Here is a 26,666-nt window from a genome sequence, read left to right on the forward strand (position 1 = left end):
CGGACAAGGTCGGCGCACGACCGAGGCCGCCCGCGGCCACCCCGCTCAGGTCGAGGTGGCCGGCGGACGGCCTCGTTGCCAGGAGGGTGCCGGTCGTCCCTCCCGCTCAGGGGGGCGTCAGCCCGTGGCGCACGTAGCGCCCGGCGTCGCGCTGCTGCCGTTCTTGTAGAACGTCACCCCGAACGAGTTCCCGGACCCGTTCGGCCGCGCGGTCACCGTGCCCGAGCTTCCGGTCAGCGCCGCGTTCCAGCTGCTCTGCACCGACTGGCCGCCGTTCAGGCCGAGGGTCACGACCCAGCTGCTCGAACCGCTCACCGAGTAGGTGACGTTGAAGCGGTCCGCCCACTCCTCGCCCCGGACGGCGCTCACCGAGCACGACCCGGTCCCGCCGCCGCCCCCGCCGCCGCCACCGGCGGACGACGGTGCCACGGCGCGTCCCGTGCTCGACGAGATGTGGCCCGTGCACAGGTTGCGCGAGCGCAGGTCCTGCAGGATGCCGGGCAGCGCCTGCACCGTCGCGGCCGGCCAGTCGTGCATGAGGATGATCTGGCCGTTCGTCAGCCGGGACGCGGCCTGGCGGATCTGGCTCGCGCTCGCGTTGTTCCAGTCCTGCGAGTCGACGTCCCAGATGATCTCGCGCAGCCCGAGCGAGGACTCGACCTGGCGCAGGGTCGCGTTGGACTCGCCGTACGGCGGCCGGAACAGCGTCGGCGTGACGCCGGCGGTCTGCTGGATCGCCTGCTGGGTGCGGGTCAGCTGCGACTGCATGTCGCTCTGGCTCATGTTGACCAGGTGCGGGTGGTCCCAGCTGTGGTTCCCGATCTGCACGCCCGCGTTCTTGTACGCCTGCATGAGCGAGGGGTTGCCCTGCGCGTTCTGGCCCGTCGGGAAGACCGTCGCGGTCGCCCCGTACTGCGTGAGGGTGCTGAGGATCTGGTTGGTCGTGCCCGTGTTGGGTCCGTCGTCGAACGTCAGGCCGACGTACCCGGCCGAGCAGGACTGGGGCGTCGGCGTCGGCGTCGGCGTGGGGGTCGGGGTCGCCGTGCCGCCGCCGCTGCCCGCGCACGTCGCCGCCGGGGTCGTGCTGCTGCCGTTCTTCATGACGGTCACGCCGAAGGTGTTGCCGCTCCCGTTGGGCGTCACGGTGCGCGTCGAGCCGCTGCCGGTGACGTTCGCGTTCCACGACGCCTGGATGGTCTGGCTGCCGTTGAGCGCGAGGTTGACGGTCCACGCGCTGCTGCCGCTCACGGAGTACGTGACGTTGAAGCGGTCCGACCACTCCTCGGCGCGCGTCGCGGTGACCGAGCAGCCGGTGCTGCCGCCGCCTCCGCCCGTGTCGCCGCCGCCCCCGCCGCCGGAGCCCTCGCTCACGGTGATGCTGGACGAGCCGCTGCTCTGGTAGCCCTCGGTCGCCATGATCATGTAGTTGTGCCGGCCGAGGTTCATCCCCTTGGACGCCCACGCGTCGAAGTGGTTGCCGGACGTGATGGTGCCGCCCGTCCGCTTCTGCTGCCGGACGCTCCAGTACTGGTAGAACGTCGAGCTGTCGCCCTCGATCGACGGCTTGTTGACGCGCTGCGTGCGGTAGATGTCGTAGGTGCCGCCGTCGCTGGTGACGGTGCCCATGAAGGTGCCCGTCGGCCGATACGTGCCCCAGCTGTCGACGATGTAGTACTCGACCAGCGGGCTCTGGGTCCAGCCGTAGAGCGTGAGGTAGGCGTTGCCGGACGGGTTGAACTGGCCCGAGTAGCTCACGGTCTTGCGGCCGCCCGTGCTCCAGCCCTTGCCGGCGACGAAGTTGCCGGTGTTGCTCCAGCGCGTGGCGTACCCGCCGCCGGAGTTGAGGTCCATCGAGACCGAGCCCGGGCTGTCGGTCCAGAACGAGTAGAAGTACCCGTCGTGCGTGCCGGTCGTGTTGGACGTGACGGCCGCGGCGGCCGGGCTTGCTGCTGCGAGGGCGCCCGCGACCAGGGCACCGGCGGCCAGCAGGCCCGTCAGTGCCTGGAGCGGGCGGCGACGTCGCGTGGTGCGCGTCGCTTCGAAACTGTCGGACATCGTGCACTCCTTCGTGCGCTCGTCGGAACGGGACGTGGACGACCGTGGCGCAGAGCCGGCCCGCCGTGGCGGCGCGGTGGCCAGGGGCGTCGGCGGCGACCGCTGTGCTGGCCGCCGCGTAGAAATCGTTATCGACGCCGAGTCTGGCCGACGCTGGACGGGACGCAACCCCCTGATCGTGGGACGAACCGTTTAGGTAGCCGAGTCGCGCGCAACAGCCGAGCAGCGAGGCGCGGGTACCGATGCTCGGCAGAACTTTCGATACCTGGCGCGGGCGGTCGCGCACGCCTGGCCCTGAGGCGTCGCACCCGGCATGCTGACGACGTGGTCCGCCCCGCCGTCGTCCTGCGCCGACCGGAACCTGCCGACGAGCGCGCCGTCCGCGCCGCCCAGGCCGAGCTCGAGGCCGACGGCGTCGACTTCGCTCCGGGGCTCGCCGGGTCTGGCTGGGACGGGTGGCTCGCGATGATGCGGGACCGCGAGACCGGACGGGCCCTGCCCGTCGGGATCGTGCCCGAGACGTTCGTCCTGGCGCTCGTCGACGGCGTGGTTGCCGGCCGCGGCTCCGTGCGGCACCGTCTGACACCGCAGCTCGAGGTCGTCGGCGGACACGTCGGCTACGCCGTCCGCCCGGCATTCCGGCGGCAGGGCGTCGCGACCGTGATCCTGCGGGGCTGCCTGGACGTCCTGCGAGGGCTGGGCGTCGACGTGGCGGTCCTGACGTGCGCGGACGGCAACGTCGCCTCGGCCCGGACCGTCGAGGCGGCGGGCGGGGTGCTGCGCGACGTCGTCGTCGACCCGCAGGGGCGTCCGACCCGCCGCTACGACGTGCCCGTGCCGGGCTGACCCCGCGACACGTGCGAGGGCGGGGTCGGCGCGCTGCGGCCCGACCCCGCCCCCGCCGCGCCGTCAGCCGGCTGTGCCGGTCACCGTCGTGCCGGTCACCGTGGTGCCGTCGCGGAGCACCGTGTAGGTCGCGCGGTCGCCGCTCCAGAAGTGGAACGTCAGCGTGACCGGTGCGCCGTCCGCGACCTCGGCGAAGAACGCGGGGCGCAGCAGGATCACGCCGGCGACCTCGTCGGGCGCGAACGTCACGTCGAACTCCTTGAACGACGTCCACCCGTGGGGTCCGGCGTTCGTGCCGTCGGCGTAGCGGGCCTCCATCGTGGCGAGCCGGTCGCCGCGGAAGTCGGTCGGGATCGAGAACGCGTCGGTCGTGCCCGTGGCCGCCTCAAGGACGGGAGTGTCAGCCCCGACGACGTCGATGCGCCACGGCACGCCCTTCGAGAACCGGACCGTCAGCTCGGCCTGCGGGCCGTAGGCGCCGTCGCCGGTCAGCCGGCCGAGCAGCGCCGCGGGCAGCGTCAGCGTGTCGCCCGCCAGCGTGTAGTCGCGGCCCGCTCGGAGCTTCTTCGAGCCGGCGTACAGGCCTGTGACGGTGGTCCCGTTCGGCTGGAGGGTCACCTGCTGGTCGACGACCGCGCCGGGGCGGACGAACATCTGGTCCGTCGACGCGGTGCCCGAGCGCCGCTTCCAGCTCGACTCGATCTGCGCGAACAGCTCCGGGTCGCGCCACTGGAACGACGTGCGGTCGAGGTGCTGGCCGTTGTCCCACCACATCGTCGTGACGCCCGTCGTGCGCGCGAGGTGACCCAGGTGCTCGAAGAACTTCAGCTTCTCGCCCTGCTCGATCGTGCCGGTGTGCCGGTCGAACCCGAGCAGCCCGTACTCGCCCAGGATCACCGGGACGCCGCGGGCCCGCAGCGTGTCGCTCACGCGCGTGAACGCACCGACGGTGTCCTGCTGGGCGGTGGCGTCGTACCGGTCGCCGCCGGCGACGTTCACGCTGAAGGGCCAGTAGCCGTAGTAGTGGAACGTCGCGGCGAGGTTCGGGTCGTCGAGCGCGTCGAAGGTCGCGACGAGCGAGTCCAGCCGCGCCTGTCCCGAGTCGGTGTGCAGGGTCGGCAGGACGAGGACGCGCTCGGCGTTGCGCCCGCCGGTCGCCCGGACGACCTCGTGGAACGCGACGTTGAGCTCGTCGAGCAGCGCGTACGACTGCGCGTCGTCGACGCCGGCGAACTGCGGCTCGTTGATGCTCTCGAACAGCACCGTGCGCGGGTGGTCGCGGAACCGGTCGGCGAGCTGCTGCCACGTGGCGCGGAACTGCGCGAGCACCTCGTCGTGCCGGGTCGGCATCTGGTTGACCCACATCCACGAGTCGTGGTGGACGTCGAGCAGCACCGTCAGGTCCTCGTCGAGCGCCCAGCCCACGACCTCCTCGACCCGGTCGAGCGTCGCAGGGTCGATCGTGTGGTCGGGTGCCGGGCCCTCGTGCTGGCCGATCGTGACCGGGATGCGGACGCTCCGGAAGCCCTCGTCCTCGATCGCGTCGAAGAGATCCTGCGTCACCCGCGGGTTGCCCCACGCCGTCTCGTCGGCGCCGACCGCGTCGAGGGTGTTGCCGAGGTTCCAGCCCGGCTGCATTGCGGCGACGACCTTCTCCGCGGCGGTCGGCCTCGGCCCGCTCTCGGCCTGCGCGGGGGCCCCGACGCCGACGGCGACGGTCAGCGCGGCCAGCGCTGCGGCGAGGGTGGTGCGGACAGCCCGTCTCACGTGGGGACCTTCCGTCGGGGGCGTCGTCGCCCTTGTCGTCGACCCGGCAGCGCTCTGAACCGCGTCGATCGAAGCGCTTCGACGGAGTGTAGGGAGGAACCGCCCGGACCGCACCCACCGAAGCGATTCGCGGCCCCCGCAGGCGCGGCACGACGTCAGGGGCGCAGCAGCACCTTCGTGGCGCGCCGCTCGTCCATCGCCGCGTACGCGTCGGCGACCTGCTCGAGCGGCAGCTCCAGGTCGAACACGACGCCCGGCTGCAGGCGCCCGTCGAGGACCTCGGGCAGCAGCTCCCCGATGTAGCCGCGCACGGGGGCCACGCCGCCGCGCACGCCGACGTTCGTCGAGAACATCGTCCCGACCGGCAGCTCCGGACCACCCGCGGGGACACCCACGAAGCCCACCTGCCCGCCGGGACGTGCCGACCGCAGCGCCTGGTCCATCGACTCCTTGGTGCCGACGCACTCCAGCACGACGTCGGGACCGACGCCGTCGAACATCTCCTTCAGCCGCGCGACGCCCTCGTCGCCCCGCTCCGGCACGACGTCCGTCGCCCCGAGCGTGCGCGCGAGCTCCTGCCGCTGCGGGTGCCGCGACATCGCGACCACGCGCGTCGCGCCCAGCCGCCGGGCCGCCGCGACCGCGCACAGCCCGACCGCGCCGTCACCCACGACCGCGACCGTGGACCCCTCCCGCACGCCGCCCGAGACCGCCGCGTGGTGGCCCGTGCCCATGACGTCGGACAGCGTGAGCAGGTGCGGGACGAGCGCGCGGCCCTCCTCGCTCTCCAGGTCCACGCCCGGCACGACGACCAGCGTGCCGTCGGCCAGCGGCACCCGGACGCGCTCGCCCTGCCCGCCGTCCGCCGACGTGCCGTCGGTGTCCTTCGTGCCCCACCAGCCGCCGTTCAGGCAGGACGTCGAGACGCCGTTGCGGCAGTTCACGCACGTGCCGTCGCAGACGTAGAACGGCGCGATCACCGCGTCGCCCACGGCGACGCCCTGCACGGCGTCCCCGACCTGCTCGACGACACCGATGAACTCGTGCCCGATGCGCTTGGGCGCGCGCACGCGCTCCACGCCGCGGTACGGCCACAGGTCGGACCCGCACACGCACGCCGCGACGACCCGCACGACCGCGTCCCGCCCGCTCCCGTCGGCCAGCAGCACCGGGTCCGGGACGTCCTGCACGCGGACGTCCCGCTCGCCGTGGATGACGGTCGCGCGCATGAGTGCTCCTCCGAGGGGGGCGGGTCGGCCGTCGGGCGACGGCCGCGCCCAGTCTAGGAACGCGTCCCGACCGGTCCGGACACGTGGCGTGCTCACCCGGCACGGGCGAGGTGCGTCGACCGCCGGCGGCACCAGGGTGGTGGGAGAGCGCGCCCCACCTCCGGGGTCCGCGGCAAGGAGGCGACGATGTGCCGATGGCTCGCCTACTCGGGCTCCCCGGTGACGCTCGACGAGCTGCTCTACAAGCCCGCGAACTCGCTCGTCATGCAGAGCCGGCACAGCCGCCTCGGGGTGGAGCCCATGAACGGCGACGGGTTCGGGGTCGGCTGGTACGACGGGCACGCACCGAACCCCGGCCTGTTCCGCAGCGTCGAGCCGGCGTGGAGCGACCGGAACCTGCAGGAGCTCGCGCGGCACGTGCGCTCCGGCGTCGTCCTGGCGCACATCCGCGCGACGACCGGCACGGCGGTGCAGCAGACCAACTGCCACCCGTTCCGGCACGGGCAGTGGCTGTGGATGCACAACGGGGTGATCGACCGGTTCCTCGAGCTCAAGCGCGACCTGCAGCTCGCGGTCGCCCCCGACCTGTTCCCGCACATCGAGGGCACGACCGACTCCGAGACGCTGTTCCACCTCGCGCTGTCGTTCGGGCTCACCGACGACCCGCCGTCGGCGGTCGCGGCGGCCGTCGGCGTCGTCGAGGACGTGGCCCGCGCGCACGGCGTGCCGTTCCCCGTGCAGGGCACGTTCGCGACGACCGACGGGCGGCACGTGTGGGCGTTCCGCTACTCCTCGGAGGGGCGGTCGCGCTCGCTGTTCCGCAACGCCGACGTCACCGTGCTGCGCCAGCAGTACCCGGACAACCCCGTGCTGCACGACCTGGCCGACGACACGCGGCTCGTCGTCTCCGAGCCGCTCGGCGACCTGCGCGGCGCGTGGCTGGAGGTCCCCGAGTCGACGTGCCTCGTCATCGGCGACGGCGTCGACGAGCTCGTGCCGTTCGCGCCGCGCCCGCCGGGCTGACCGCGCCGGACGCGGCACCGCCGGGGCGGACGGGGTGGCGGCTCACTTGCGCGCGTAGTCGACGTCCGGGTCGCCGATGTGCCCCGGCGCGTTCGCCGCGAGGACCCGCTGCACGAACGCGCAGTACTCGCTCATGTAGTGCCGCAGGAAGTCGGCCGTCGACGCGTCGCGCACCTCGCCGTCGGCACCGAACACCTCGGGGCGGAAGGTGACGTAGGCCTCCGGGGCGTTGAGCTGCGGCGCGTCGAGGAAGCTCAGGACGCTGCGCATCGACGCCTGCATGACCGCGGTGCCGATCCCGCCCGGCGAGGCACCGATGATGCCCGTCGGCTTGCGCGCGAACGAGTTCTGGCCCCACGGCCGCGAGCCCCAGTCGATGGCGTTCTTCAGCGGTCCGGGGATCGAGCGGTTGTACTCGGGCGTCACGAACAGGATGCCGTCCGAAGACTCGACGGCGTCCTTGAGTGCGCGCGCCGGGGCGGGGAAGTCGTCCTCGAGGTCGTAGTCGAACAGCGGCAGGTCGCGGATCGGGATCTCGGTGAACTCCAGCTCCTGCGGCGCGAGCCGGACGAGCGCCCGGGCCAGGACCCGGTTGATCGACCCGGCCGACAGGCTCCCGACGACGTAACCGATCTGGTAGGTGGCCATGGTGCCCTCGTCCCCTCGCGGCCCCCCGGCCGGACGGTCGGGCGGTGACCGTCCGTCGATCGTCGCGCGAGGCCGGTCCCGGGGCGACCCGGGCGGGTCAGGCGCGGCCGAGCTGCACGAGCAGGTCCGTCGCCGCCTGCTCGGGCGTGTACGCGGCGAGCGCGTCCTCGTCGAGCGACGTGACCTCGAGCTGGACGAGCGCTCCCGCCTCCTCGTCGTGGAACAGCGCCGTCACCTCGCCGTACGCGGTCTTCGGGTACCAGCGGACGTTGACGTGCACGTCGACGCCGGCGACCTCGACGGTCGTCGGGTCGTTCTCCTGGTCGGTGCTCGTCCCCTGGTCGAGGAACAGCTCGACCGTGCGTGCGCCGTCCGACGCGGACGTCGTGCGGATGAGCTGGAGCTGCGCGCTGAGGTCGTCGCCGCGGAACTCGCACAGGTACCGGAACGCGTCGGCGTCCTCCCCGTAGGGTCCCCACCCGCTGAGGTCGGTGCTCCCGGTGGCCCCGTGCGCGGTGACCTCGTCGGTGAGGACGCACGGCTCGCCGCTCAGGACCGGCACGGACCCGCCGTGCGCGTCCGAGTCCGACCACCCCTGCGTGGTCGCGTCGAGCCAGGCGGCCGGGACAGAGGTGGCCGGCGTCGGCGTCGCGTCCGCGCCGCCGGACCCTCCCGAGCACGCGGCCAGCAGCAGCACGGGCAGGACGAGGACGGCGGCACGGGAGCGGAGCACCCGCCGAGGGTAGGGCAGGGCCGTGCCGCGGGCCCGGGGCGTCCGCCGGCCCCACGGGTCCGCGACGACCTCGGCGTACCGCCTCAGGCGCGGTCGTACGTCAGGACGCGCACCCCGGACTCCAGCAGCGTCTCGCCCGCGGGCCGGAACAGGTGCGGTGCGAAGGGGCCGTCGAACATCGGGACACCCGAGCCGATGACCGACCGGTTCTGCTTGACGACGAGCCGGTCGATCTCGGGCAGGAGCGCGTGGGCCAGCTTCCCGCCGCCGACCAGCCACAGGTCCTTGCCGTCCTCCGCCTTCAGCGCCCGCACCCGCCCGAGCGTCCTCGCGCACCCGCCCGAGCGCGTCCTCGCGCACCAGCTCGACGGCCGGCGCAGGGACGGACGCCAGCGTCGTCGAGACGACGAGGTGACGCAGGTGGGGGTACGCGTCGTCGACGCCCGCCGCGAGCCCGACCTCGTGGTGGGTGGTGCGGTCGCGCGCAGGACAGCGACGGGCGTCGCCGGCCCGACCCCTTGTCGTGCCGGCCGCGGTGACGGTAGACCGGGGCGGTCACTGCCCGCGCGTGCCCCGGCGACGAGGAGACACCATGGCGACGTTCGACCAGTCCGACGACCTCACGGGGGCGCAGTTCGTCGACGTGAACCTGAGCGGCGCGCGGTTCGTGCGGTCCCGGCTGTCCGGAGCGGTGATGCGCGGGGTCGACGTCGACGGTGCGGACGTCGACGCGCCGTGGCTCCCCGACGGCCGGTTCCTCGTGAACGGGGTGGACGTCGTGCCGTTCGTCGAGGCGGAGCTGGACCGCCGGTTCCCGGGGCGCGGGCAGCGGCGCGCGGCCGACCCGGACGGTCTGCGGCAGGCGTGGGCGGCGCTGCAGGCGGCGTGGGGGCGGACGCTCGAGCGGGTCGCCGGGATGCCGCCCGGCACCGTAGACGTGTCCGTCGACGGGGAGTGGTCGTTCGCGCAGACGCTGCGGCACCTGGTGATGGCGACCGACACCTGGCTCGGCAAGGCCGTGCTGGGCCTCGAGCAGCCGTACCACCCGTTCGGGCTGGCGAATGCGGAGGCGGAGGACGACGGCCTGGACATGTCGATCTTCGCGGGGGCCGCGCCGACGTACGACGAGGTGCTCGCGGTCCGGGCCGAGCGCGTCGCGATGGTGGGTGACCTGCTCGCGACGGTGACGCCGGAGGAGCTCGCGGCGGAGCGGCGCAACCCGTGGGCGCCCGCGTACCCGGAGACGGTCCTGTCGTGCCTGCACACGATCCTCGAGGAGGAGTGGGAGCACCACCGCTTCGCGGTGCGGGACCTCGACGCGATCGCCGCGGGGCAGACGGCGCCCGCAGGCGCCTGACGGCGTCAGCAGCAGCGGGCGCCCGGGCTGGCGTCCTGCTCGGCGTGCCGGGCCCGCCAGTAGGCGGCCTCCGAGACCGGCTCGCTGCCCGGGTGGGTGCGGGCGACGTGCGCGACGTACCGCGCGTAGTCGTGGTCGCCGAGCAGGGTCGTCGTGTACCAGCGGACCGCCCTGCCCGCGCGCACGACCGCGTGGGCGAGCGCGGTCCCGCTCGCGCGCGGGACGCCGCGGGGGTGGGGCGTCGCGGCCGGGCCGGCCGGCGTCACGACCGTGCCCCCGCGGCTGCGTCGTCGCGGCCACGTGCGTCCCACTGCGCCTGCACCGCGCGCTCGGCCGCGGTCGGGACCAGGCCGCGCGGGGCGAACAGGCGGGACGGCTCGTCCGGCTCCTCGGTCGTCGGGGAGCCGCCCGCGCGCACCGACCGGACCATGACGACGACACCGACGGCCACGACGACGAGCACGAGCACGGCGAACACGATCGACAACGTGCCCTGGATCGCGGTGTTGCGGATGACCGCGTCGATCTCGGCAGGCGACCCGGCGACGCCGAACGTCTCCTCGCCCGCGGCGCGCGCGTCCTGGAACGCCCTGTGCTGCGCCCAGTAGCCGATGCGCGGTTCGGCCGAGAACACCTTCTGCCAGGACGCGGTCATCGTCACCGCGAGATCCCAGGCGAGCGGCAGCGCGGGGATCCACACCCAGCGGTAGAGCCGCTTCTTCACGACCACGACGGTCACCACCGTGAGCGCGATCGCGGCGAGGAGCTGGTTCGCGATGCCGAACAGCGGGAACAGCGTGTTGATGCCGCCGAGCGGGTCGGTCACGCCCATGAGCAGGATCGCGCCCCACGCGGCGACGACGACGACCGAGCAGACCCATGCGCCGACGCGCCACGACGGGTCGCGGAACCGGCGCAGCGGCCCGCCGACGTTGCCGAGGCTGTCGGACAGCATGAACCGCGCGACGCGCGTGCCCGCGTCGACGGTCGTGAGGATGAACAGCGCCTCGAACATGATCGCGAAGTGGTACCAGAACGCCGCGAGGCCGCTGCCGCCGAGCACGGTGCTGAGCACCTGCGACATGCCGAACGCGAGGGTCGGGGCGCCGCCGGTGCGGGAGACGACGGACTCCTCCCCGACGGACTCGGCGGCGCCCGCGATCTCGCCCGCGGTGATGGGTGTGCCGCCCAGCCCGAGGCCGTTCACGTACGCCGCGGCGGTCTCGGGGGTGCCGCCGGTCGCGCCGGCGGGCGCGTTCATGGCGAAGTACAGGTGCTGGTCGATGACCACCGCCGTGACGAGCGCCATCACCGCGACGAACGACTCGGTGAGCATCCCGCCGTACCCGATGACGCGCGCCTGGCTCTCCTTCTCGAGGAGCTTGGGGGTGGTGCCGGACGCGATGAGCGAGTGGAAGCCGGACAGCGCGCCGCACGCGATGGTGATGAACAGGAACGGGAACAGTGCCCCGGCGAACACGGGCCCGTCGCCGCGCAGCGCGAACGACGACACCGCGGGCGCCTGCACCTCGGGCCGCGCGAGCAGGATGCCGACCGCGAGCAGCACGATCGTCCCGACCTTCATGAACGTCGAGAGGTAGTCGCGCGGCGCGAGCAGCAGCCACACGGGCAGCACCGACGCGGCGAAGCCGTAGGCCGCGAGCCACCACGCGAGCGCGACCGGGCTGAGCGTGAACCAGTCCTGCCCCCACGACGTCTCGGCGACCCAGCCGCCGGCGACGATCGCGAGCAGCAGCAGCGCGACGCCGATCACGGTCACCTCGGACACGCGCCCGGGCCGCAGGAACCGCAGGTACGCGCCCATGAACAGGGCGATCGGGATGGTCATGGCGATCGAGAAGACGCCCCACGGGCTCTCGGCCAGCGCGTTGACGACGACGAGGGCGAGGACGGCGATGAGGATGATCATGATGACGAGCACCGCGACGAGCGCCGCCACGCCGCCGAACCGGCCCAGCTCGTCGCGCGCCATCTGCCCGAGGCTGCGGCCGCGGCGGCGCACGGACAGCGTCAGGACGAGGTAGTCCTGCACGGCACCGCCCAGGACGCACCCGACGATGATCCAGACGGTCCCGGGCAGGTAGCCCATCTGCGCGGCGAGCACGGGCCCGACGAGCGGACCCGCGCCGGCGATGGCCGCGAAGTGGTGGCCGAACAGCACGCGCCGGTCGGTCGGCATGAAGTCCTTGGCGTTGTCGTACCGCTCCGCGGGGGTCGCCCGGTCGTCGCGGGGCCGCACCACCTTGGCCTCGACGAGCCGCGCGTAGAACCGGTACCCGATGACGTAGGTGCACACGGCCGCGAACACGAACCACACCGCGTTGACGCTCTCCCCGCGCGCGAGCGCGAGGACCGACCACGCGACGGCCCCGACGACGGCGACGGCGGCCAGCACGGCGCGCCGGGCCGGGGGCACCGGCCCGCGCTCCACGACGGCGACCGGCGGCAGTGCCGGGTCGGTACGGATCAGCTCGGTCCCGGTGCGCGCGTCGTTGCGCTCGACCATCGTTGCCCCCTGGCGTCGTCGTCGACTCGCCGGTCACGCTACGCGGGGGCGCCGACCTCCGCAACCGGGCGAGGCAGGCGCCGGCGGCGAGCGACCCGACGGCCCCCGCGACCAGGTCCCCGAGCGTGTCGGTGTACCCGACGTTGATCGTCGGGTCGAGGTAGGCGTTCCCGAGCCACTCGCCGATCTCCCACAGCAGCGAAAGAGTCGCGCCCACGCCGGTCGAGACGACGACGCACCCGGCGACCGGGTGGGCGAGGGACGCGTCGCGCGGGTCGGCGACGACCCCGTGCCGCACGGCCGCGAGGACGGCGACGGCCGCGATCAGCCCCGTCGTGACGGTGTGCGCGAGGACGTCGAGCCACCACACCCGCTCGTACCACCCGAGCTGAGCGGCCCAGCCCGACGCGAGCAGCGCCACGCCGTACGCGGCGTCGAGCCGGGCGGGCGTGCCCAGCCGACGGGGCAGCACCGTGCCGCCGAGGACGAGCAGGAACAGCGCCGCGGCCACCGCGCCGAGCCAGAGCCCGCCGACGACGACGCTGACCGCCGCGAGCAGGCGCACCGCGTCACCCGCGCGGCGCGAGCCGGCGCCGGACCGGTCGGGTGCCTCCGGCTGGTCCACGGTCCGCCTCCTCGCGGCCGCAGGGCCGTCACCCGGCCGCGCCCGGGCGGTGCAGCCGGGCACCAGGGTGCGTCGGTGCGGTCGCCCGCGCATCCGGTGCGGCGCGGTGCGACCTCAGAGGAACGCCCGCAGCTCCACCGTGCGGCGGCACGCGTGCGACCCGGCCGTGGCCAGGGCGAGCGCGGTGTCCCGGTCCGGGGCGTCGACGACCCAGAAGCCGGCGACGAACTCGGTCGTCTCGACGAACGGCCCGTCCGTCACGACGGGCTCGCCGTCGCCGCGGTGGTCGACGACGACGGCAGTCGTCGGCGCGCCCAGACCACCGGCGAGCACCCAGTGGCCGTGCGCACGGAGCCCGTCGTTGAACGCGTCGATCGCCGCCCTCTCGGCGTCCGTCGCGAGGTCCGTGCCGTCGTGGATCACCGACAGGAGGAACCGCATCGTCGTCTCCCTCTCCCTGGCCGCCCGTGCTCGGGCGCTCTCGCCAGGATGACGCCCGGGCGTGCGCGGATTCGACGGCGACGATATGTTCGTTCGTACATAACGCGGCTACGCTCGTCGCCATGAGCACCGACCACTTCGCCGGAGACCCGCGCACCAACCGCGAGCGGATGCTCGCCGGCGACCTCTACATCGCCGACGACCCCGACAACGAGCGCATCGCGCGCCGCGCGACCGCACTCGTCGACGCGTACCACCGCGCGGTCGTCGCGTCCGACGACGCCACCGCCCGCCTGCTGCTCACCGACCTGCTCGGCAGCCTCGGGGAGGGCGCGTTCATCAAGCCGCCGCTCGCCGTCGACTACGGCGAGAACATCCACGTCGGAGCCCGGACCTTCGTCAACTCCGGCCTCACCGCGCTCGACGTCGCGACGATCACCATCGGCGAGGACTGCCAGATCGGCCCGAACGTCCAGCTGCTCACCCCGACGCACCCCGTCGACCCGCAGCCCCGACGGGACAAGCTCGAGGCCGCGCAGCCGATCACGCTCGGCGACAACGTGTGGCTCGGCGGCGGCGTCATCGTCTGCCCGGGCGTCACCATCGGCGAGAACACGGTCGTCGGCGCCGGCTCGGTCGTCGTGCGCGACCTGCCCGCGAACGTCGTCGCCGTCGGCAACCCGGCCCGCGTCGTGCGTCGCATCGGGGAGGAGCAGCCGGCGTGACCGAACGGCGCGCGCGGCGGCACGACCCCGAGCGGCGGGAACGGATCCTCGACGCGTGCCTCGACGTGGTCGGGGACGTCGGTGTCGCCGGTGCGTCGACCCGCCGGATCGCTGCCGCCGCGGACGTCCCCCTCGGCTCGCTCACGTACCACTTCGACGGCGTCGACGAGCTGCTGCACGAGGCGTTCGAGCGCTTCACGCGCCGCATCAGCGACCGCTTCGAGACGTACCTCGGCGGTGCCGCGGACGTGGAGCAGGCCCGGCGGGCCGTCGTCGAGCTCATCACCGTCGACCTCCTCGCCGACCCCCGCGAGCTCGTCCTCACGCACGAGCTCTACACGCTCGCCGCGCGCGACCCCCGCTACCGGCGGCTCACGCACGCGTGGATGGCCCGCAGCCGGCACGCGCTCGAACGGCACTTCGACCCGGCGACGGCGCGGCTGCTCGACGCGCTGATCGAGGGCCTGACCATCCACCGCGCGCTCGACACCGAGCCGCACGAGCGCGACGAGGTGCGGCACGCCGTCGCGCTCGTCACGCGGGCACCGGCCGGGCCCGTGGCCGCTCCGCCCGGACCGGCGGCCGGGTGACGGGCGCGACCGGGCGGTGCCCGGCGGACGTCAGGACCGGTGCAGCGCGCCGTGCAGGTCACGCAGCAGCGCGATCTCCGCACCGTGGTGCAGCACCTCCTGGTTGACCCACCAGACGATCTCGAGGAACGGCTGGTCGGCGTCGTCGCCGTCCGGGTACGTGCAGCGGCCGACCTCGTCGAGCGCCGCGTCGTCCGCCGTCACCAGGGCCTCGCGCCACGCGGCGACCCCGCGCGCCAGCAGCGCCACGCCGCCGTCGGCGTCCCCCGGGTAGACGAGGTCCGCCTCGGACCCCTGCCGGCTGCCGACCGTGTACTCCGCACGGCCGAGAAGCATCTCCGCCACGTGCGCGATGCGCCACGCGATCGTCGTCACGGGAGGCGGCCAGGGGTGCGGGCGCCCGCCGTCTCGGCCCCAGTCCCCGGCACCGACCAGCACCGTCGCCCCCGGGCCCGGCCCGTCGACCTTCCGCCGGACCGACCAGGCGCCCGGCGCGGGCTCCCAGAGGTACTCGGCGTCGGTGAGCGGAGGCACGGCGACCCGCTCGCCGTCGCCGCTGTCCATGTCCGGCCCCGTGAGCCGCGCCAGCAGCCGCTCGCTCGCCCAGTCGTACTGCGCGAGCAACGGCGCGAGCCGGTCCGGGACGCCCTCGTCAGCCATGCCGCGACGGTACTGCGGGCCACCCACGCCGGGGAGTGCGGCCCTGCCCACCCGCGGCGGGGCCGCGGCGGCGGGTGTGGGTCGGCTCTGCGATGCTCCGTGTCGTGCCTCTGTCGACCGGCGTCCTGCGTCCCCGCTCCCGTGACCCCCTGTGGCGTGCCGTGCACGCCGAGCGCGCGGCACTCGCGGACGACCTCGCGCTCCTGACCGAGGCGCAGTGGGACGCGCCGTCGCTGTGCCGTGGCTGGTCGGTGCGCCACGTGGTCGCGCACCTGACGGCGGCCGCGAGCCACGGTCGCGCGGCGTGGCTGCGCAGCGTCGCCGGGGCGCGGTTCGACTTCGCCGTGCACAACGACCGGCGGCTGGCCGAGCACCTCGGTGCGTCGCCGCAGGAGACGCTGGCCCGTTTCCGGGCCGTGGTGCGCAGCACGACCGCCCCACCCGGTCCCGCCGCCGCGTGGCTCGGGGAGGTCGTCGTGCACGCGCAGGACGTCCGGCGGCCGCTCGGGCTGCCGTCCGCGGTGCCGGTGGCCGCGTCGACCGCGGTCGCCGAGCTGTTCGTCGGCCGGGACCTCACCGTGGACGGCCGCGCGGCGGTCCGGGGCCTGCGGGTGGAGGCGACCGACGGCCCGTTCCGGGCGGGCGACGGCACCGAGCCGGTCCAGGGCCCGACGCTCGCGCTGACGATGGCGATCGCCGGTCGGGCGGACTTCTGCGACGACCTGACCGGTCCGGGCGTCGCGACCCTCCGGGCGCGCTGCGGCTGACGTCAGGCTGGGCGCGACGCCACGGTGCTGGTCCCGTGCCGGCCCCGTGCCCGTGTGGTCCCGCGGGACGAGCGGCCGCGACCCTGCCGGGCGCGGCCGCCCGTGCCGTCAGAAGGGCATCTCCGTGGTGACCTGGTCGGCCGGGGGAGCGGTGACGGGCGCGCCCGCGCCGTAGTTTGCGAAGGTGATCGTCGTCCCGTTGCCCGCGATGTCGTAGGCGACCTTGTGCACCAGGTCGTCGTCCGAGACCCAGTACTGGTAGGTGAGGGTCGGCGGGAGGGCGGCGACGCCCTCGGGCAGCATCCCGGCCGCCACCTCCGGGGCGATCTTCGTGGTGTCGACGACCAGCTGGTACGGCTGCACGGTCACGCCGCCGAGGTCCTCGGGAGCACCGACGGGGTCGAAGGAGACGATCGCCTGCTCCATGCCCGAGAACTCGCTGCGGTCGAGCTCGTCGAGCAGCGTGCCGAGCTCCGCCAGCGGGTTGCTGGTGTCCGCCGGGTCGACCTGGAAGTACTTCTCGCCGAGGAGCGCGGGCATGCGCACGAACAGCAGGCCGTCGACGATCCGGATCTCGATGTCGCCGTCGGGCATCGACCCCACCATCGCGATGTTCCGCTTGCCGCCGGCGAAGTCGACCGACGCGGTGCCGTGGAACGGCGCGCTGCCCGTCTCGTCGATCGTCGTGTCGTAGCTCGTCTGCGCGTTCGAGGCGGCGTCGAGGCGGGCGACCACGTTCGCCGCGCTGAGCGGCTCGACGGTCGGCGTGGGCGTCGGGGTGGGTGTCGCCGTGGCCGTCTTCGAGGGCGACGCGGCGGCCGGCTCGGGCTCCGCCGAGGAGCAGGCGGTCAGCGTGACGGCGAGCAGCGCGGTGGCGCTCAGGGCGACGAGGGGACGGGGACGCACGGGACCTCCTGGGGTGCCGGACCGCTGGGTGGGGTGCCGCCGCGGTCCGGGGCGGCCCGTCATCGTGACAGCCTGTGCACCCGCTGTGTGACGGGTTTCGGAGAACGGTGTCCAAGCTGTGACCTGGGACCGCGGACGCCGGCACCTCCGCAACCCGCGCCGGCGGCGCGGCGTCAGGAGTGCAGCCGGCTGCGGCGCTGCTCGAGCTGGGTCCGCAGCACGAAGCGGAACAGGTCGTCGGACTCGCGCTCGCCCAGCTCGACGAACCGGCACCCGTACTGCGTCGCCCCCGAGCTGGTGCGCTGCCGCCGCAGCACCTCGGCCACGAGCGGGACGACGCGGTCGCCGGCGGGGAAGCGGAAGTCGATCCGGTCGTGCTCGCGCAGGGTCGCGGCGGTCGAGATGCGCATGCCGTGCGCACCGACGTCGACGACGACGAACGTGACCGGTTCCGGCTCCGCGTCGCCCGACACCACCGTGCCCGTGCAGATCTGCGCGATGCGGACGCGCGCGACCTTGCGCTTCTGCAGCATCGACGTGAGCTCCAGGTCCGTGACGTGCAGGCGCGTCAGGCCGACCTCGGTGACCCAGCCGCTGTACCGGACCTCGCCGCGCACGTCGTCCAGCACGAGGATCTTGACGTCCGTGCCCGGCTGCAGCGTCCCGCTCGCGCCGAGCTCGGTGCCGACCGTCATGGTGCCGTCGTCGCACTCCACGACGAAGCCCTCGATCACGCGGTCACCGGCCGAGAGGGCGCAGCGTGCGAGGTCGTGCATGGTCTGTCCGTCCGGTCGAGGGCGGCAGCCGCGAGGCGAGCGGTGCTGTCCCGTGCCTGTCGGATCGGCGGGTATCGCGGGGTGCTGAGGGGTGTCCGTGCGACGTAGCCGATCGGCGGAACGGTAGCCCACGGCCGGGTCCGTCACCCCGCGACGAAGGCCCAGGTCAGCGCCGGAGCGGGTCGAAGAAGGCGCGCAGGTCCGCGGCGAGCGCGTCGGGCGCGTCGACGGCTGCGAAGTGCGAGCCGGCGGCGTGCTCGGTCCACCGCACGAGGCGGTGCTGCTGCGCGGCGACGCGGCGGACCGTCGGGTCGGTCGGGAAGAGCGCGACCGCGGTGGGGACGTCGCTCGGCGGCAGCGGGGGCGCGCCGCGCGTCTCGCGGTAGAGGTGGGCGGAGGTCGCGCCGGCGCCGGTGCACCAGTACAGCGTGGCCGTGGCGAGCAGGTGGTCGACGTCGGGCGGCCAGGCGCCCCAGTCGTGCACCTTGTCCGCGACCCACGCGAGCTGCGCGACCGGCGAGTCGTGCAGCGCGTAGGCGACGGTGTGCGGGCGCGTGCCCTGCAGCACCGCGTACCCGGTGTCCTCGGCCGTGCGGCGGTGGGCCGCGGCGAGGCGCTCGGCCTCGGCGGTGTCGAGCAAAGACGCGTCGACGTCCGGCACGTCGAGCGACCCGTGCACGTGGACACCGACCACGTGCACGGGGTCCACGCGCGCGAGCCACGGCGAGACGATCGAGCCGGAGTCACCGCCGGCCGCGCCGTACCGGGTGTACCCGAGGTGTGCCATGAGCGCGGCACAGGCGCGGGCGATGCGCGGGTAGTCCCAGCCGGGACCGGCCAACGGCGTCGAGAAGCCGAACCCGGGCAGGCTGGGGACGACGAGGTGGAAGGTGTCCCGCAGCCGCTCGACGACGGGCAGCCAGTCAAGGATCGAGCCGGGCCAGCCGTGCGTGAGGACGAGCGCGAGCGCGTCGGGGTCGTGGCTGCGCACGTGCAGCGCGTGCACGCGCTGGCCGTCGACGTGCGTCACGACCTGCGGCAGCGCGTCGAGCCGGTCCTGCCAGGGCGTCCAGTCGTGCCGGAGCCAGGCGTCGACGAGGTCGCGCAGGACGTCGGCCGGCACGCCGCGGTCCCAGCCGACCTCGGGCAGCGTCGGGGGCCAACGGGTCCGGGCCAGGCGGGCCCGCAGGTCGGCCAGCGTCCCCTCGGGCAGGTGCGCGGTGACGGGCTCCATCGCGCGACGGTAGCGACCGCGTCCGACACCCCTCGACAGGGCGTCCGTCCGGGGCTAACGTATAAGTGTCGGCTTATACGAAGGGAACGGGCGATGACGATCGACGCACTGGAGCAGGTCGGGCTGGTCGCACGCGAGGTGCGCACGGGGGAGCGGGGCGGGCGGCCCACCAAGGTCGCCGAGGCGCGCCGCACCTACCGCGCCGAGGTCGAGGACGTCTGGGACGCGCTCACCAGCGCCGAGCGGCTGCCCCGCTGGTTCCTGCCGGTCAGCGGCGACCTGCGGGTCGGCGGCCGCTACCAGCTCGAGGGCAACGCGGGGGGCACGGTCGAGGCGTGCGAGCGCCCCGGACGCCTCGCGGTGACCTGGGAGTACAACGGCGAGGTCAGCTGGGTCGAGGTCCACCTCGCGCCCGCCGGCGACGGCACCGAGCTGCGGCTCGTCCACGAGGCGCACGTCGACCCCGCCTTCTGGGAGCAGTTCGGCCCGGGCGCCGTCGGTGTCGGCTGGGACCTGGCGCTGTGGGGGCTCGCGACGCACCTCGCGACGCGCGCCGCCGTCGACCCCGCCGCCGCCGAGGCGTGGACGGTCGGACCCGAGGGTCGGGCCTTCGTCACGACGGCGGCGACCGGCTGGGCCGACGCGGCCGCGGCCGACGGGGACGACCCCGCCGCGGCCCGCGAGGCGGGCGCCCGGACCATCGCGTTCTACACGGGCCAGGAGGCCCCGACGGGTGACGCGGCTGCGCCCGCCGACGGGGACGAGCAGACGCGTTGAGCACCGCGGATCGTGCCGCGGACGCGCCGGCCGGCGGTCACCGCACCGCGTCCGCCGCCACGCGGCCCGCCGCCGTGCGCCCCGCCACGACCGTCCGCACCCGGGCCGGTGGGTCGGCCCTCCGGCCGCACCTCGACGCCGTGCTCGCGGCACTCGCGGACCCGGTGCGCCGCCGCCTGCTGGAGCGCCTCGCGGCCGGGGAGTGCGCCGCGGGCGACCTCGTCGCGCTCGCGCGCGCGGAGTTCGGCATCTCGCAGCCCGCGACGTCGCAGCACCTGCGCGTCCTGCGCGACGCGGGCGTCGTGACGGTGCGCGCCGACGGGAGCCGCCGCCTGTACGCGCCCGACCCGGCGGCGCTCGCGGTGGTGGGCGACTGGCTCCGCGCCTTCCAGGACCCGTTCGCCCAGCCGCTCGACGCGCTCGCCACCGAGCTCGCACGCGGCCGTCGCTCCCGCGCCGCGTCCGCCCCGGCGGCGGGTGGCGACGCGGCGCACCCGGCCGCCGCCGAGGCGGGGGACGGGGAGCGCCACGCCACCGGGGCCTGACCCGGCCGCGGTCAGGCGGCCAGGTGGAACGTGCTCGCGAACCGGTCGAGCAGCTCCGCGCGCCCGTGCAGGACCTGCACGACGCCGGTCTCGATCGCGCGGGACGGCGCGAGCTGCCCGGAGATGACGTGCCGGATCGCGGGGCCGGCCGCGAACGCGAGGTCGGCCGGCCCGTCGCCACGCCCCACGTCGAGCGTGGGGCCGTCGACGCGGACGAGCAGCTCGGCCGGGCCGACGCGTGCCCCGTAGACGGTCGACGGCAGGCCGGCGGCGACGTCGGGCCGGAAGGCGGTGCGCAGCGCCATCGTCATCGAGTCGGGCGTCACGACCTGCTCGTCGCGCGGGTCGCCCATCGCCTTGAACCCCCAGGTCCCGAGCGCGAGGACCACGGGCTCGAGCTCGTGCCCGTACGGCGTGAGCTCGTAGACGATGACGCGCGAGCGGGGGGCGCGGCGGATGACGCCGGCCTCCTGGAGCTCCTTGAGCCGCGCCGCCAGGATGTTGCTCGGGATGCGCGGCAGGCCCGCGGCGAGCTCGCCGTAGCGGCGCGGCCCGACGAGCAGGTCGCGGACGATGAGCAGGGCCCACCGCTCCCCGACGAGCTCGAGGGCGCGCGTGACCCCGCAGTACTGCCCGTACTCCCGTGCGGCCACGTCAGGCCTGCTGGCTCGCGAACGCCTCGGGGCCCTGCTCGGCCGCAGCGGGGTCCATCCAGCCGAACTCGAGCACGTTCCCGTCGGGGTCGGTGATGCCGCGCTGGTACATGAACCCGTAGTCGGTGGCGGGCCGCGGCTCGGCGCCGCCCGCGACGAGAGCCGCGGCGGCCGTGGCGTCGACGGCGTCCCGGCTGTCGAGGAAGACCGCGGTCGAGACCGACGGGCTCACGGCCGGGTCGCCGAGCGGCAGGTCCGTGAACGTCTGGAAGTACTCGCGGGTGAGCAGCATGAACGCGCTGTGGTCCTCCTCGACCACGACGCAGGCGGCGTTGTGGTCGGTGAACATCGGGTTGATGGTGAAGCCGAGGGCCGCGTAGAAGGCCTTCGCGCGGTCCAGGTCGGTCACCGGCAGGTTGACGAACATCGCGGTCATGACGGACTCCCTCGTCTGGGTGTGACCTGCTGACCCGCTCACACTTGCAAAAAGCAAGCGTGAGGTCAAGGGGTGTCGCCCCGGGACGCGCGAAGGCCGCCGCCCCCAGGGGCGACGGCCTTCGTACCTCGGGCCTTGCAGACCGATCTGACCGAACCTCACCGGCCCGGCCATCGTGCGGCGCATCGTGTCGTGTGGAGAGCTCCGCGGCTGTCAGGACGGCGCGCGCCGAACATCCGGCATTTACCCGCGGCTCTCGGTGTGACGCCCCGTCGTGCGGGGCGTGCAGATATGGGAAACCTATCACGATTTCTCGACCATTCCCAGAACATCGTCAAGAAAACACCAAGCGGACGTGGTCTGCCGGGTGGCGGCTGCACCTCGACGCCGGACCTCCGGCGGCCGTCGAGCCGGCCCGGAGGCGCGGGAGTCCGGTGCGCGGTGGCTGCACCGCCCCGTTCCGGGCGGTGCAGCCACCGGCTCAGCCGCAGGTGCCGACGGGTGTCACCTGTAGGTGATCGACGAGGTCGAGTAGCCGCAGGCGGCCGACGGGCCGGAGCCGATCTTGGTCGGCTCGCCCGACGTCACGCCCTTGTACTCCTCGCAGATCGCGATCTTCTTCGAGGAGTCGCCGATGATCGTCACGTTGGTGATCGTCGCCTTGTCGCCGAGGTTGGAGTTGATCCCGACGAGGGACTTGCCGGGTGCGGTGACCTGGACGTTGTCGACGACGACGGTGCGGGCGTACTGCTTGGAGCAGTTGCCGCACGAGCGGTAGAGCTTGCCGAAGCTCGAGACCTGGAAGTTCGTGATGACGAACCTGCCCGGGCCGTTGTGCTGGAACACCTTGTCGGAGGCGCTCTTCGCGCCGCCGCCGTTGACGGTCATGACCTGCGACGACGACGAGCCCTTGAGGGTCGCCGCGTCCTCGCCGACGTCCTCCCACCAGACGTTCTCGAGCGTGCAGGTGCCGGTGCAGTGCACGCCGTCACCCGCGCCGGTCCCGAGGATGACGTTCTTCAGCACGGCGCCGTCGGAGAGCTGGAACATCGGCGGCTGCGACTCGCCCTGGTCGCCCGAGGAGATCCCGTAGTAGCGGACGTAGCCGCCGTCGAGCGTGCCGGAGACGCTGATGGTGCTCGACACCTTCTTCTCGCCCGTGGCCGACGGCCAGGACGGGAACGAGCCCGAGGGCGGCGGGGTCGTGGTGCCGCCGCCCGAGCCGACCTTCGCGAGCTCCCACTGCTGGTTGTACTGGTTGTTGTCGGTGAGCTGCGTGATCCGCGCGCCGTCCGCCGTGGAGCGGTCGGTGACGGTCACGGCCTTGCCGCTGTGCCGGTTGACCAGCCGGATGCGGCCGCTCTCCGAGTCGCCGAGCTTGAAGTGCTGGTTGGCCCCGTTCAGGTCGGCGTACTGGCGGAACTCGCCGCCGTCGGCGGTGCTCCAGCCCCACAGGTCGAGGACCTTGCCGGAGTGGCGGTTCTGCAGCTTGTACCAGCCGTCCCCGACGGAGACGAACCTCCACTGCTGCCAGCTGCCGTCGTTGCGGGACCACTGCTGGACGACGCCGCCGTCGGCGGTCGACCAGTCGGCGACCTCCATGGCCTTGCCGCTCTGGCGGTTGACCAGGACGTAGTACGCGCCCGTGTCGACGCTGGCCGCTGTCGCGGTCAGCGCGGACCCGAGCCCGAGCGTGCCGCCCAGCACGAGTGCGAGGGCGGAGGCGAGCACGACGCGCACGGTGCGTCGCCGTGTCGCTGCGGAGTGGCGGGACATGTGCTTCCTCTCTGCGTCGAAAGCGCTTTCCCGGCGAACCAAGCACGGGCCCGCCACCCCGCGACAGGGTGTGAATCGTTGAAGGCGCCGGTTTCTCGGGTTTCTCAGTGGGCGGTGCGCGCGAGGACCTCGAGCTAGTGGGGGTTCGACATCACGCCGAGCACGTTGCCGAACGGGTCGACGACGGAGGCCGTGACGAACCCCTCGCCGCGCTCGGTGACCGGCTCGCGCAGGGTCGCGCCGAGCTCCAGCAGGCGGTCGACGGCATGCGGCAGGTCGTCCACGTGCCAGTGCACGACGGCGCCGCCGGGCGCGTCCGGCTCGCCGGCGGGCGCGTACCGGCGGTCGATGATGCCGAGCTCCTGCTGGAGGTCGCCCACGCGGAACTCGTGGTACCCGGGGCGCTGGAAGTAGGGCTCGATGCCGAGCACCTCGGTGTACCACCGCGAGGCGGCGGCGTGGTCGGCGGCGTAGACGTTCACGGTGGCGATCCCACGGAGCACGGGTCCGGTCCTTCCCTCGGGGGCGGTCCCTCCCGCCCGACAACTCCCACCATGCTCCGTGAAGTGCTCACCTCCTGAGCACGTTGTGCAGCAGACTGACGACGTGCGCGCAGACCGGCTCGTCGCCACCCTCCTGCTGCTCCAGACCCGCGGCCGGACGACCGCCGCGGAGGTCGCGGCCGCGACCGAGGTGTCGCTCGCCACGGCCCGACGGGACCTCGAGGCGCTGTCCGCCGCGGGCATCCCGGTCTACCCGCAGGCAGGCCGCGGGGGCGGGTGGCAGCTCGTCGGCGGCGCCCGCACCGACCTCACCGGGCTCACCGCGCCGGAGGCGCGCGCCCTGTTCGCGCTGCTCGGGCCCGCGTCCTCCGGCCGCGCGCGGCCCGAGGCCCGCTCGGCCCTCCGCAAGGTGCTGCGCGCGCTGCCGCAGACGTTCCGCGCCGAGGCCGCCGCCGCGGCGGACGCCGTCGTCGTCGACCCCGTCGGGTGGGGCGAGCAGGGGCGCGCGCGCCCGGCGCTCGCCGACGCGCTCGAGCCCGCGGTCGTGCGGCGCCGGCAGGTCCGGCTCCGGTACGCGGGCCGCACGCGTGAACCGTCCGAGCGGCTCGTCGACCCGTGGGGCCTGGCGGACAAGGACGGCACCTGGTATCTCCTCGCGGGCACCGACGCCGGGCCGCGGACGTTCCGGCTCGACCGCGTCGTGCACGCCGAGGTCACCGAGCTGCCGGCGGCCCGACCCGACGACCTCGACGTCGAGCGGATGTGGGAACGGACCGTCGAGGAGGTCGAGCGGCGGCGCTCGACGCTGCGGGCGACGGTCCTGATCGCCCCGCACCTGCTGCCGATCCTCCAGGCCCGCATGGGGCGGCACTGCGAGCCGGCCGGCACCCACCCCGACGGACGAGCACGCGCCCACGTGACCGCGCCGCGCGCGCTCGACGTCGCGCGGCACCTCGCGGGCTGGGGCGCCGACGTCGAGGTGGTCGAGCCCGCGTCCGTCCGGGTCGAGCTCGCCCGCATCGGCGCCGAGCTGGTCGCCGCGAACGCCGGCTGACCGGACCGGACCGCGATGATCGGGTCCAGCACCCTCCGGTGACGGCACGGTGGACGACGGAAGGGAGCACCGTGATCGCCTGGCTCAACCGGCTCGTCGACCTCGTCGAGGACCACCTCACCGACGACCTCGACGTCGACCGGCTCGCATCGACGCTCGGCACCACCGAGCACCACCTGCGACGCATGTTCTCGTCGCTCGCCGGCATGCCGCTGTCCGACTACGTGCGCCGCCGGCGGATGACGGTGGCGGCGGCCGACGTCGTCTCCGGCTCCGGCGACCTGCTCGACATCGCCGTGCGGCACGGCTACGGGTCGGCCGAGGCGTTCGGACGGGCGTTCCAGGCCGTCCACGGCGTCACCCCGGGACGAGCCCGGCGCGACGGTGGCCCCTTCCGCACCCAACCCCGCCTCAGGTTCCGCCTGACAGTCGAAGGAGCGCTGCCCATGGACGTCCGCCTCGTCACCCGCCCCGCCTTCCGCCTCGTGGGGCACGCCGCACGCGTGCCGCTCGTGCACGAGGGCGTCAACCCCGCGATCCGGGAGCACGTCGCCGCGCTGCCGCCCACCGAGCACCACCGTCTCAAGGCGCTCGGTGACGCCGAGCCGCACGGACTGCTCGCCGTGAGCACCGACCTCGACCCCGATCGCCGGGAGAGCACCGAGCTCACCTACCTGCACGGCGTCGCCGTCACCGACGGCGTCGACGTCCCCGCCGACCTGGACGTCGTGCCCGTCGACGCCGGGTCGTGGGCCGTCTTCCGCGCCACCGGCCCGTACCCCGCGACCCTGCAGTCGGTGTGGGCGGCCACCGCGACCGACTGGTTCCCGTCCAACCCCTGGCGCCTGCGTCCAGGGCCGGAGGTGGTCGCGGTGCTCGACCGCGCCGACGACTTCAGCACCGCCACCGTCGAGCTCTGGCTTCCGGTCGAGCCTGCCTGAGATGCGCGGTGGGCGGCGGGGCCCCCGCCGCCCACCGCGCTCACGGGCTTGCCCACCGCCGCACCCCGCCGGCTCTCGGCTGTCGGCCCTCGGCGAACGCGGGTATGGACACGGCCCGCTGGGGTGCTGCACCAGGGCATGGACGACGAGGACGTGCTGGACGCCTACTCGCGCACCGTCTCGGGGGTCGCCGAGCGCGTGCTGCCGAGCGTCGCGAGCCTCACGGTGACGACCGCGACCGGCACCGGCGCGGGATCGGCGAGCGTCATCACGCACGACCGGCACCTGCTGACCAGCGCGCACGTCGTCGCGGGCGCGCGTCGCGTCGAGGCCGCGTTCCTCGACGGGACGACCGTCGACGCGGACGTCGTGGGGCGCGACCCGCTGTCCGACCTCGCGGTCCTGCGCGCCCACGACGACCTGCCCGATCCCGTGCCGATGGGCGACGCCGCACGTCTGCGCGTCGGGCAGCTCGTCATCGCGCTCGGCAACCCCCTCGGCCTCGCGGGCAGCGTGACCGCCGGGATCGTCTCGGCGCTCGGGCGGTCCCTGCCCACGACGTCCGGGCGCGTCGTCGACGAGGTCGTGCAGACCGACGCGGCGCTCAACCCCGGCAACAGCGGCGGCGTGCTCGCCGACGGCACGGGGCGGATGGTCGGGGTGAACACGGCGCTCGCGGGCATCGGGGTCGGGCTCGCGGTGCCCGTCAACGACACGACCCGGCGGATCGTCGACGCGCTCATGACGCGCGGCCGGGTGCGGCGCGCGTGGCTCGGCATCGCCGGCACGCAGGTCCGTCTGTCGCCCGAGCTCGCGGCGCGCATGGGTTCCCGCACGGGGCTCCAGGTCGTCGAGGTGTCGCCCGGCAGCCCCGCCGCCGAGGCCGGCCTGCACCGCGGGGACGTGGTCGTCGAGCTCGACGGCAACCGCGTGGTGACCGCGACGGCCGTGCAGCGGCTCATGGTCGAGGACGCGATCGACCGGCGCATCGAGGTGACGGTGTGGCGCAACGGCGCCCTCGTCGACGTCCTCGCCTACCCGCGGGAGCTCGTCACGCCCTGACGTCGGCCGT

At 74.3% G+C, this 26,666-nt stretch carries 28 protein-coding genes and 1 pseudogene; 11 read left to right on the top strand and 18 right to left on the bottom strand.

Annotated elements, in window-relative coordinates; genetic code table 11:
• Positions 1–117: 117 nt before the first annotated feature.
• Entirely contained in the window at positions 118–2,055 is a 1,938-nt protein-coding gene (locus CELF_RS21335; RefSeq protein ID WP_013769548.1) for a glycoside hydrolase family 11 protein, read from the bottom strand.
• Between the two features lie 324 nt (positions 2,056–2,379).
• Between CELF_RS21335 and CELF_RS01860 the strand changes: the two genes are divergently transcribed.
• On the top strand, positions 2,380–2,901 hold the full coding sequence (locus CELF_RS01860; protein WP_013769549.1) for a GNAT family N-acetyltransferase: 522 nt from the start codon (positions 2,380–2,382) through the stop codon (positions 2,899–2,901).
• Positions 2,902–2,964: 63 nt separating this feature from the next.
• On the opposite strand, the gene CELF_RS01865 is transcribed toward CELF_RS01860, so the two are convergent.
• On the bottom strand, positions 2,965–4,668 hold the full coding sequence (locus CELF_RS01865) for a cellulase family glycosylhydrolase (RefSeq protein WP_013769550.1): 1,704 nt from the start codon (positions 4,666–4,668) through the stop codon (positions 2,965–2,967).
• A 155-nt stretch (positions 4,669–4,823) separates the two neighbouring features.
• Positions 4,824–5,897 (bottom strand): zinc-dependent alcohol dehydrogenase family protein, encoded by a 1,074-nt coding sequence (locus CELF_RS01870; RefSeq protein WP_013769551.1) that lies wholly within the window; start codon positions 5,895–5,897, stop codon positions 4,824–4,826.
• A gap of 186 nt (positions 5,898–6,083) precedes the next feature.
• Here CELF_RS01870 and CELF_RS01875 point away from each other — a divergent pair, with 186 nt between their 5' ends.
• Positions 6,084–6,920, top strand: coding sequence for a class II glutamine amidotransferase (locus CELF_RS01875; protein ID WP_013769552.1), 837 nt, complete (start codon positions 6,084–6,086; stop codon positions 6,918–6,920).
• Between the two features lie 42 nt (positions 6,921–6,962).
• Here the strand turns inward: CELF_RS01875 and CELF_RS01880 are convergent, their stop codons facing one another.
• From CELF_RS01880 to CELF_RS20705, 3 genes are all read right to left on the bottom strand, one after another.
• Complete coding sequence (locus CELF_RS01880; RefSeq protein ID WP_013769553.1) at positions 6,963–7,568, bottom strand: NADPH-dependent FMN reductase; 606 nt, start codon at positions 7,566–7,568, stop codon at positions 6,963–6,965.
• A gap of 97 nt (positions 7,569–7,665) precedes the next feature.
• Positions 7,666–8,301, bottom strand: coding sequence for a hypothetical protein (locus CELF_RS01885; protein WP_013769554.1), 636 nt, complete (start codon positions 8,299–8,301; stop codon positions 7,666–7,668).
• Between the two features lie 83 nt (positions 8,302–8,384).
• Positions 8,385–8,615, bottom strand: a complete 231-nt coding sequence (locus CELF_RS20705) for a dihydrofolate reductase family protein (RefSeq protein ID WP_049791414.1) — start codon at positions 8,613–8,615, stop codon at positions 8,385–8,387.
• A 278-nt stretch (positions 8,616–8,893) separates the two neighbouring features.
• Here CELF_RS20705 and CELF_RS01895 point away from each other — a divergent pair, with 278 nt between their 5' ends.
• Positions 8,894–9,658, top strand: a complete 765-nt coding sequence (locus tag CELF_RS01895; protein ID WP_013769555.1) for a DinB family protein — start codon at positions 8,894–8,896, stop codon at positions 9,656–9,658.
• Between the two features lie 5 nt (positions 9,659–9,663).
• Here CELF_RS01895 and CELF_RS01900 read toward each other — a convergent pair whose 3' ends face one another.
• From CELF_RS01900 to CELF_RS01910, 4 genes and pseudogenes are all read right to left on the bottom strand, one after another.
• Positions 9,664–9,924 (bottom strand): YbdD/YjiX family protein, encoded by a 261-nt coding sequence (locus CELF_RS01900; protein ID WP_013769556.1) that lies wholly within the window; start codon positions 9,922–9,924, stop codon positions 9,664–9,666.
• A complete protein-coding gene (locus tag CELF_RS01905) occupies positions 9,921–12,185 on the bottom strand; it encodes a carbon starvation CstA family protein (protein ID WP_013769557.1) in 2,265 nt (754 codons plus the stop codon). The genes CELF_RS01900 and CELF_RS01905 overlap by 4 nt, the downstream gene beginning before the upstream one ends.
• 67 nt (positions 12,186–12,252) lie before the next feature.
• Positions 12,253–12,903: pseudogene (locus CELF_RS21555) on the bottom strand (hypothetical protein); the annotation flags it as partial.
• 21 nt (positions 12,904–12,924) lie between these two features.
• Complete coding sequence (locus CELF_RS01910) at positions 12,925–13,251, bottom strand: YciI family protein (RefSeq protein WP_013769558.1); 327 nt, start codon at positions 13,249–13,251, stop codon at positions 12,925–12,927.
• 122 nt (positions 13,252–13,373) lie between these two features.
• Here CELF_RS01910 and CELF_RS01915 point away from each other — a divergent pair, with 122 nt between their 5' ends.
• Both CELF_RS01915 and CELF_RS01920 read left to right on the top strand, forming a co-directional pair.
• Positions 13,374–13,976: a sugar O-acetyltransferase gene (locus CELF_RS01915; protein ID WP_013769559.1), complete on the top strand. Its 603-nt coding sequence runs from the start codon at positions 13,374–13,376 to the stop codon at positions 13,974–13,976.
• On the top strand, positions 13,973–14,566 hold the full coding sequence (locus CELF_RS01920) for a TetR/AcrR family transcriptional regulator (protein ID WP_013769560.1): 594 nt from the start codon (positions 13,973–13,975) through the stop codon (positions 14,564–14,566). Before CELF_RS01915 ends, CELF_RS01920 begins: the two co-directional genes overlap by 4 nt.
• 30 nt (positions 14,567–14,596) lie before the next feature.
• On the opposite strand, the gene CELF_RS01925 is transcribed toward CELF_RS01920, so the two are convergent.
• On the bottom strand, positions 14,597–15,226 hold the full coding sequence (locus CELF_RS01925) for a DinB family protein (RefSeq protein WP_013769561.1): 630 nt from the start codon (positions 15,224–15,226) through the stop codon (positions 14,597–14,599).
• A 104-nt stretch (positions 15,227–15,330) separates the two neighbouring features.
• Between CELF_RS01925 and CELF_RS01930 the strand changes: the two genes are divergently transcribed.
• A complete protein-coding gene (locus tag CELF_RS01930; protein ID WP_232014285.1) occupies positions 15,331–15,993 on the top strand; it encodes a maleylpyruvate isomerase family mycothiol-dependent enzyme in 663 nt (220 codons plus the stop codon).
• Between the two features lie 108 nt (positions 15,994–16,101).
• On the opposite strand, the gene CELF_RS19335 is transcribed toward CELF_RS01930, so the two are convergent.
• The 3 genes from CELF_RS19335 to CELF_RS01945 form a co-directional block, all read right to left on the bottom strand.
• Positions 16,102–16,899, bottom strand: a complete 798-nt coding sequence (locus tag CELF_RS19335; RefSeq protein WP_013769563.1) for a hypothetical protein — start codon at positions 16,897–16,899, stop codon at positions 16,102–16,104.
• Positions 16,900–17,072: 173 nt separating this feature from the next.
• Positions 17,073–17,675 (bottom strand): flagellar brake protein, encoded by a 603-nt coding sequence (locus CELF_RS01940; protein WP_013769564.1) that lies wholly within the window; start codon positions 17,673–17,675, stop codon positions 17,073–17,075.
• Between the two features lie 166 nt (positions 17,676–17,841).
• The gene (locus CELF_RS01945; RefSeq protein ID WP_013769565.1) at positions 17,842–18,909 is read right to left on the bottom strand and encodes an epoxide hydrolase family protein; all 1,068 of its coding nucleotides are present in this window, start codon (positions 18,907–18,909) and stop codon (positions 17,842–17,844) included.
• 93 nt (positions 18,910–19,002) lie between these two features.
• On the opposite strand from CELF_RS01945, the gene CELF_RS01950 reads away from it, so the two are divergent.
• Both CELF_RS01950 and CELF_RS01955 read left to right on the top strand, forming a co-directional pair.
• A complete protein-coding gene (locus CELF_RS01950) occupies positions 19,003–19,686 on the top strand; it encodes an SRPBCC family protein (RefSeq protein WP_013769566.1) in 684 nt (227 codons plus the stop codon).
• Positions 19,683–20,231, top strand: a complete 549-nt coding sequence (locus tag CELF_RS01955) for an ArsR/SmtB family transcription factor (RefSeq protein WP_232014286.1) — start codon at positions 19,683–19,685, stop codon at positions 20,229–20,231. The genes CELF_RS01950 and CELF_RS01955 overlap by 4 nt, the downstream gene beginning before the upstream one ends.
• Before the next feature lie 11 nt (positions 20,232–20,242).
• Here CELF_RS01955 and CELF_RS01960 read toward each other — a convergent pair whose 3' ends face one another.
• The 4 genes from CELF_RS01960 to CELF_RS01975 form a co-directional block, all read right to left on the bottom strand.
• Entirely contained in the window at positions 20,243–20,884 is a 642-nt protein-coding gene (locus tag CELF_RS01960) for a winged helix-turn-helix transcriptional regulator (protein ID WP_013769568.1), read from the bottom strand.
• 1 nt (position 20,885) lies between these two features.
• Positions 20,886–21,320: a VOC family protein gene (locus tag CELF_RS01965; RefSeq protein WP_013769569.1), complete on the bottom strand. Its 435-nt coding sequence runs from the start codon at positions 21,318–21,320 to the stop codon at positions 20,886–20,888.
• Between the two features lie 504 nt (positions 21,321–21,824).
• Complete coding sequence (locus CELF_RS01970) at positions 21,825–23,051, bottom strand: pectate lyase (RefSeq protein ID WP_232014287.1); 1,227 nt, start codon at positions 23,049–23,051, stop codon at positions 21,825–21,827.
• Positions 23,052–23,230: 179 nt separating this feature from the next.
• Positions 23,231–23,599: a VOC family protein gene (locus tag CELF_RS01975; RefSeq protein ID WP_013769571.1), complete on the bottom strand. Its 369-nt coding sequence runs from the start codon at positions 23,597–23,599 to the stop codon at positions 23,231–23,233.
• Positions 23,600–23,702: 103 nt separating this feature from the next.
• Between CELF_RS01975 and CELF_RS01980 the strand changes: the two genes are divergently transcribed.
• The 3 genes from CELF_RS01980 (at position 23,703) to CELF_RS01990 (ending at position 26,656) form a co-directional block, all read left to right on the top strand.
• Complete coding sequence (locus CELF_RS01980; protein ID WP_041553310.1) at positions 23,703–24,653, top strand: helix-turn-helix transcriptional regulator; 951 nt, start codon at positions 23,703–23,705, stop codon at positions 24,651–24,653.
• Positions 24,654–24,724: 71 nt separating this feature from the next.
• On the top strand, positions 24,725–25,594 hold the full coding sequence (locus tag CELF_RS01985; protein ID WP_013769573.1) for an AraC family transcriptional regulator: 870 nt from the start codon (positions 24,725–24,727) through the stop codon (positions 25,592–25,594).
• 138 nt (positions 25,595–25,732) lie between these two features.
• Positions 25,733–26,656, top strand: coding sequence for a S1C family serine protease (locus tag CELF_RS01990; RefSeq protein WP_041553711.1), 924 nt, complete (start codon positions 25,733–25,735; stop codon positions 26,654–26,656).
• Positions 26,657–26,666 lie beyond the last annotated feature (10 nt).

It is taken from the genome of Cellulomonas fimi ATCC 484 (assembly GCF_000212695.1).
Taxonomy (GTDB): Bacteria; Actinomycetota; Actinomycetes; order Actinomycetales; family Cellulomonadaceae; genus Cellulomonas; species Cellulomonas fimi.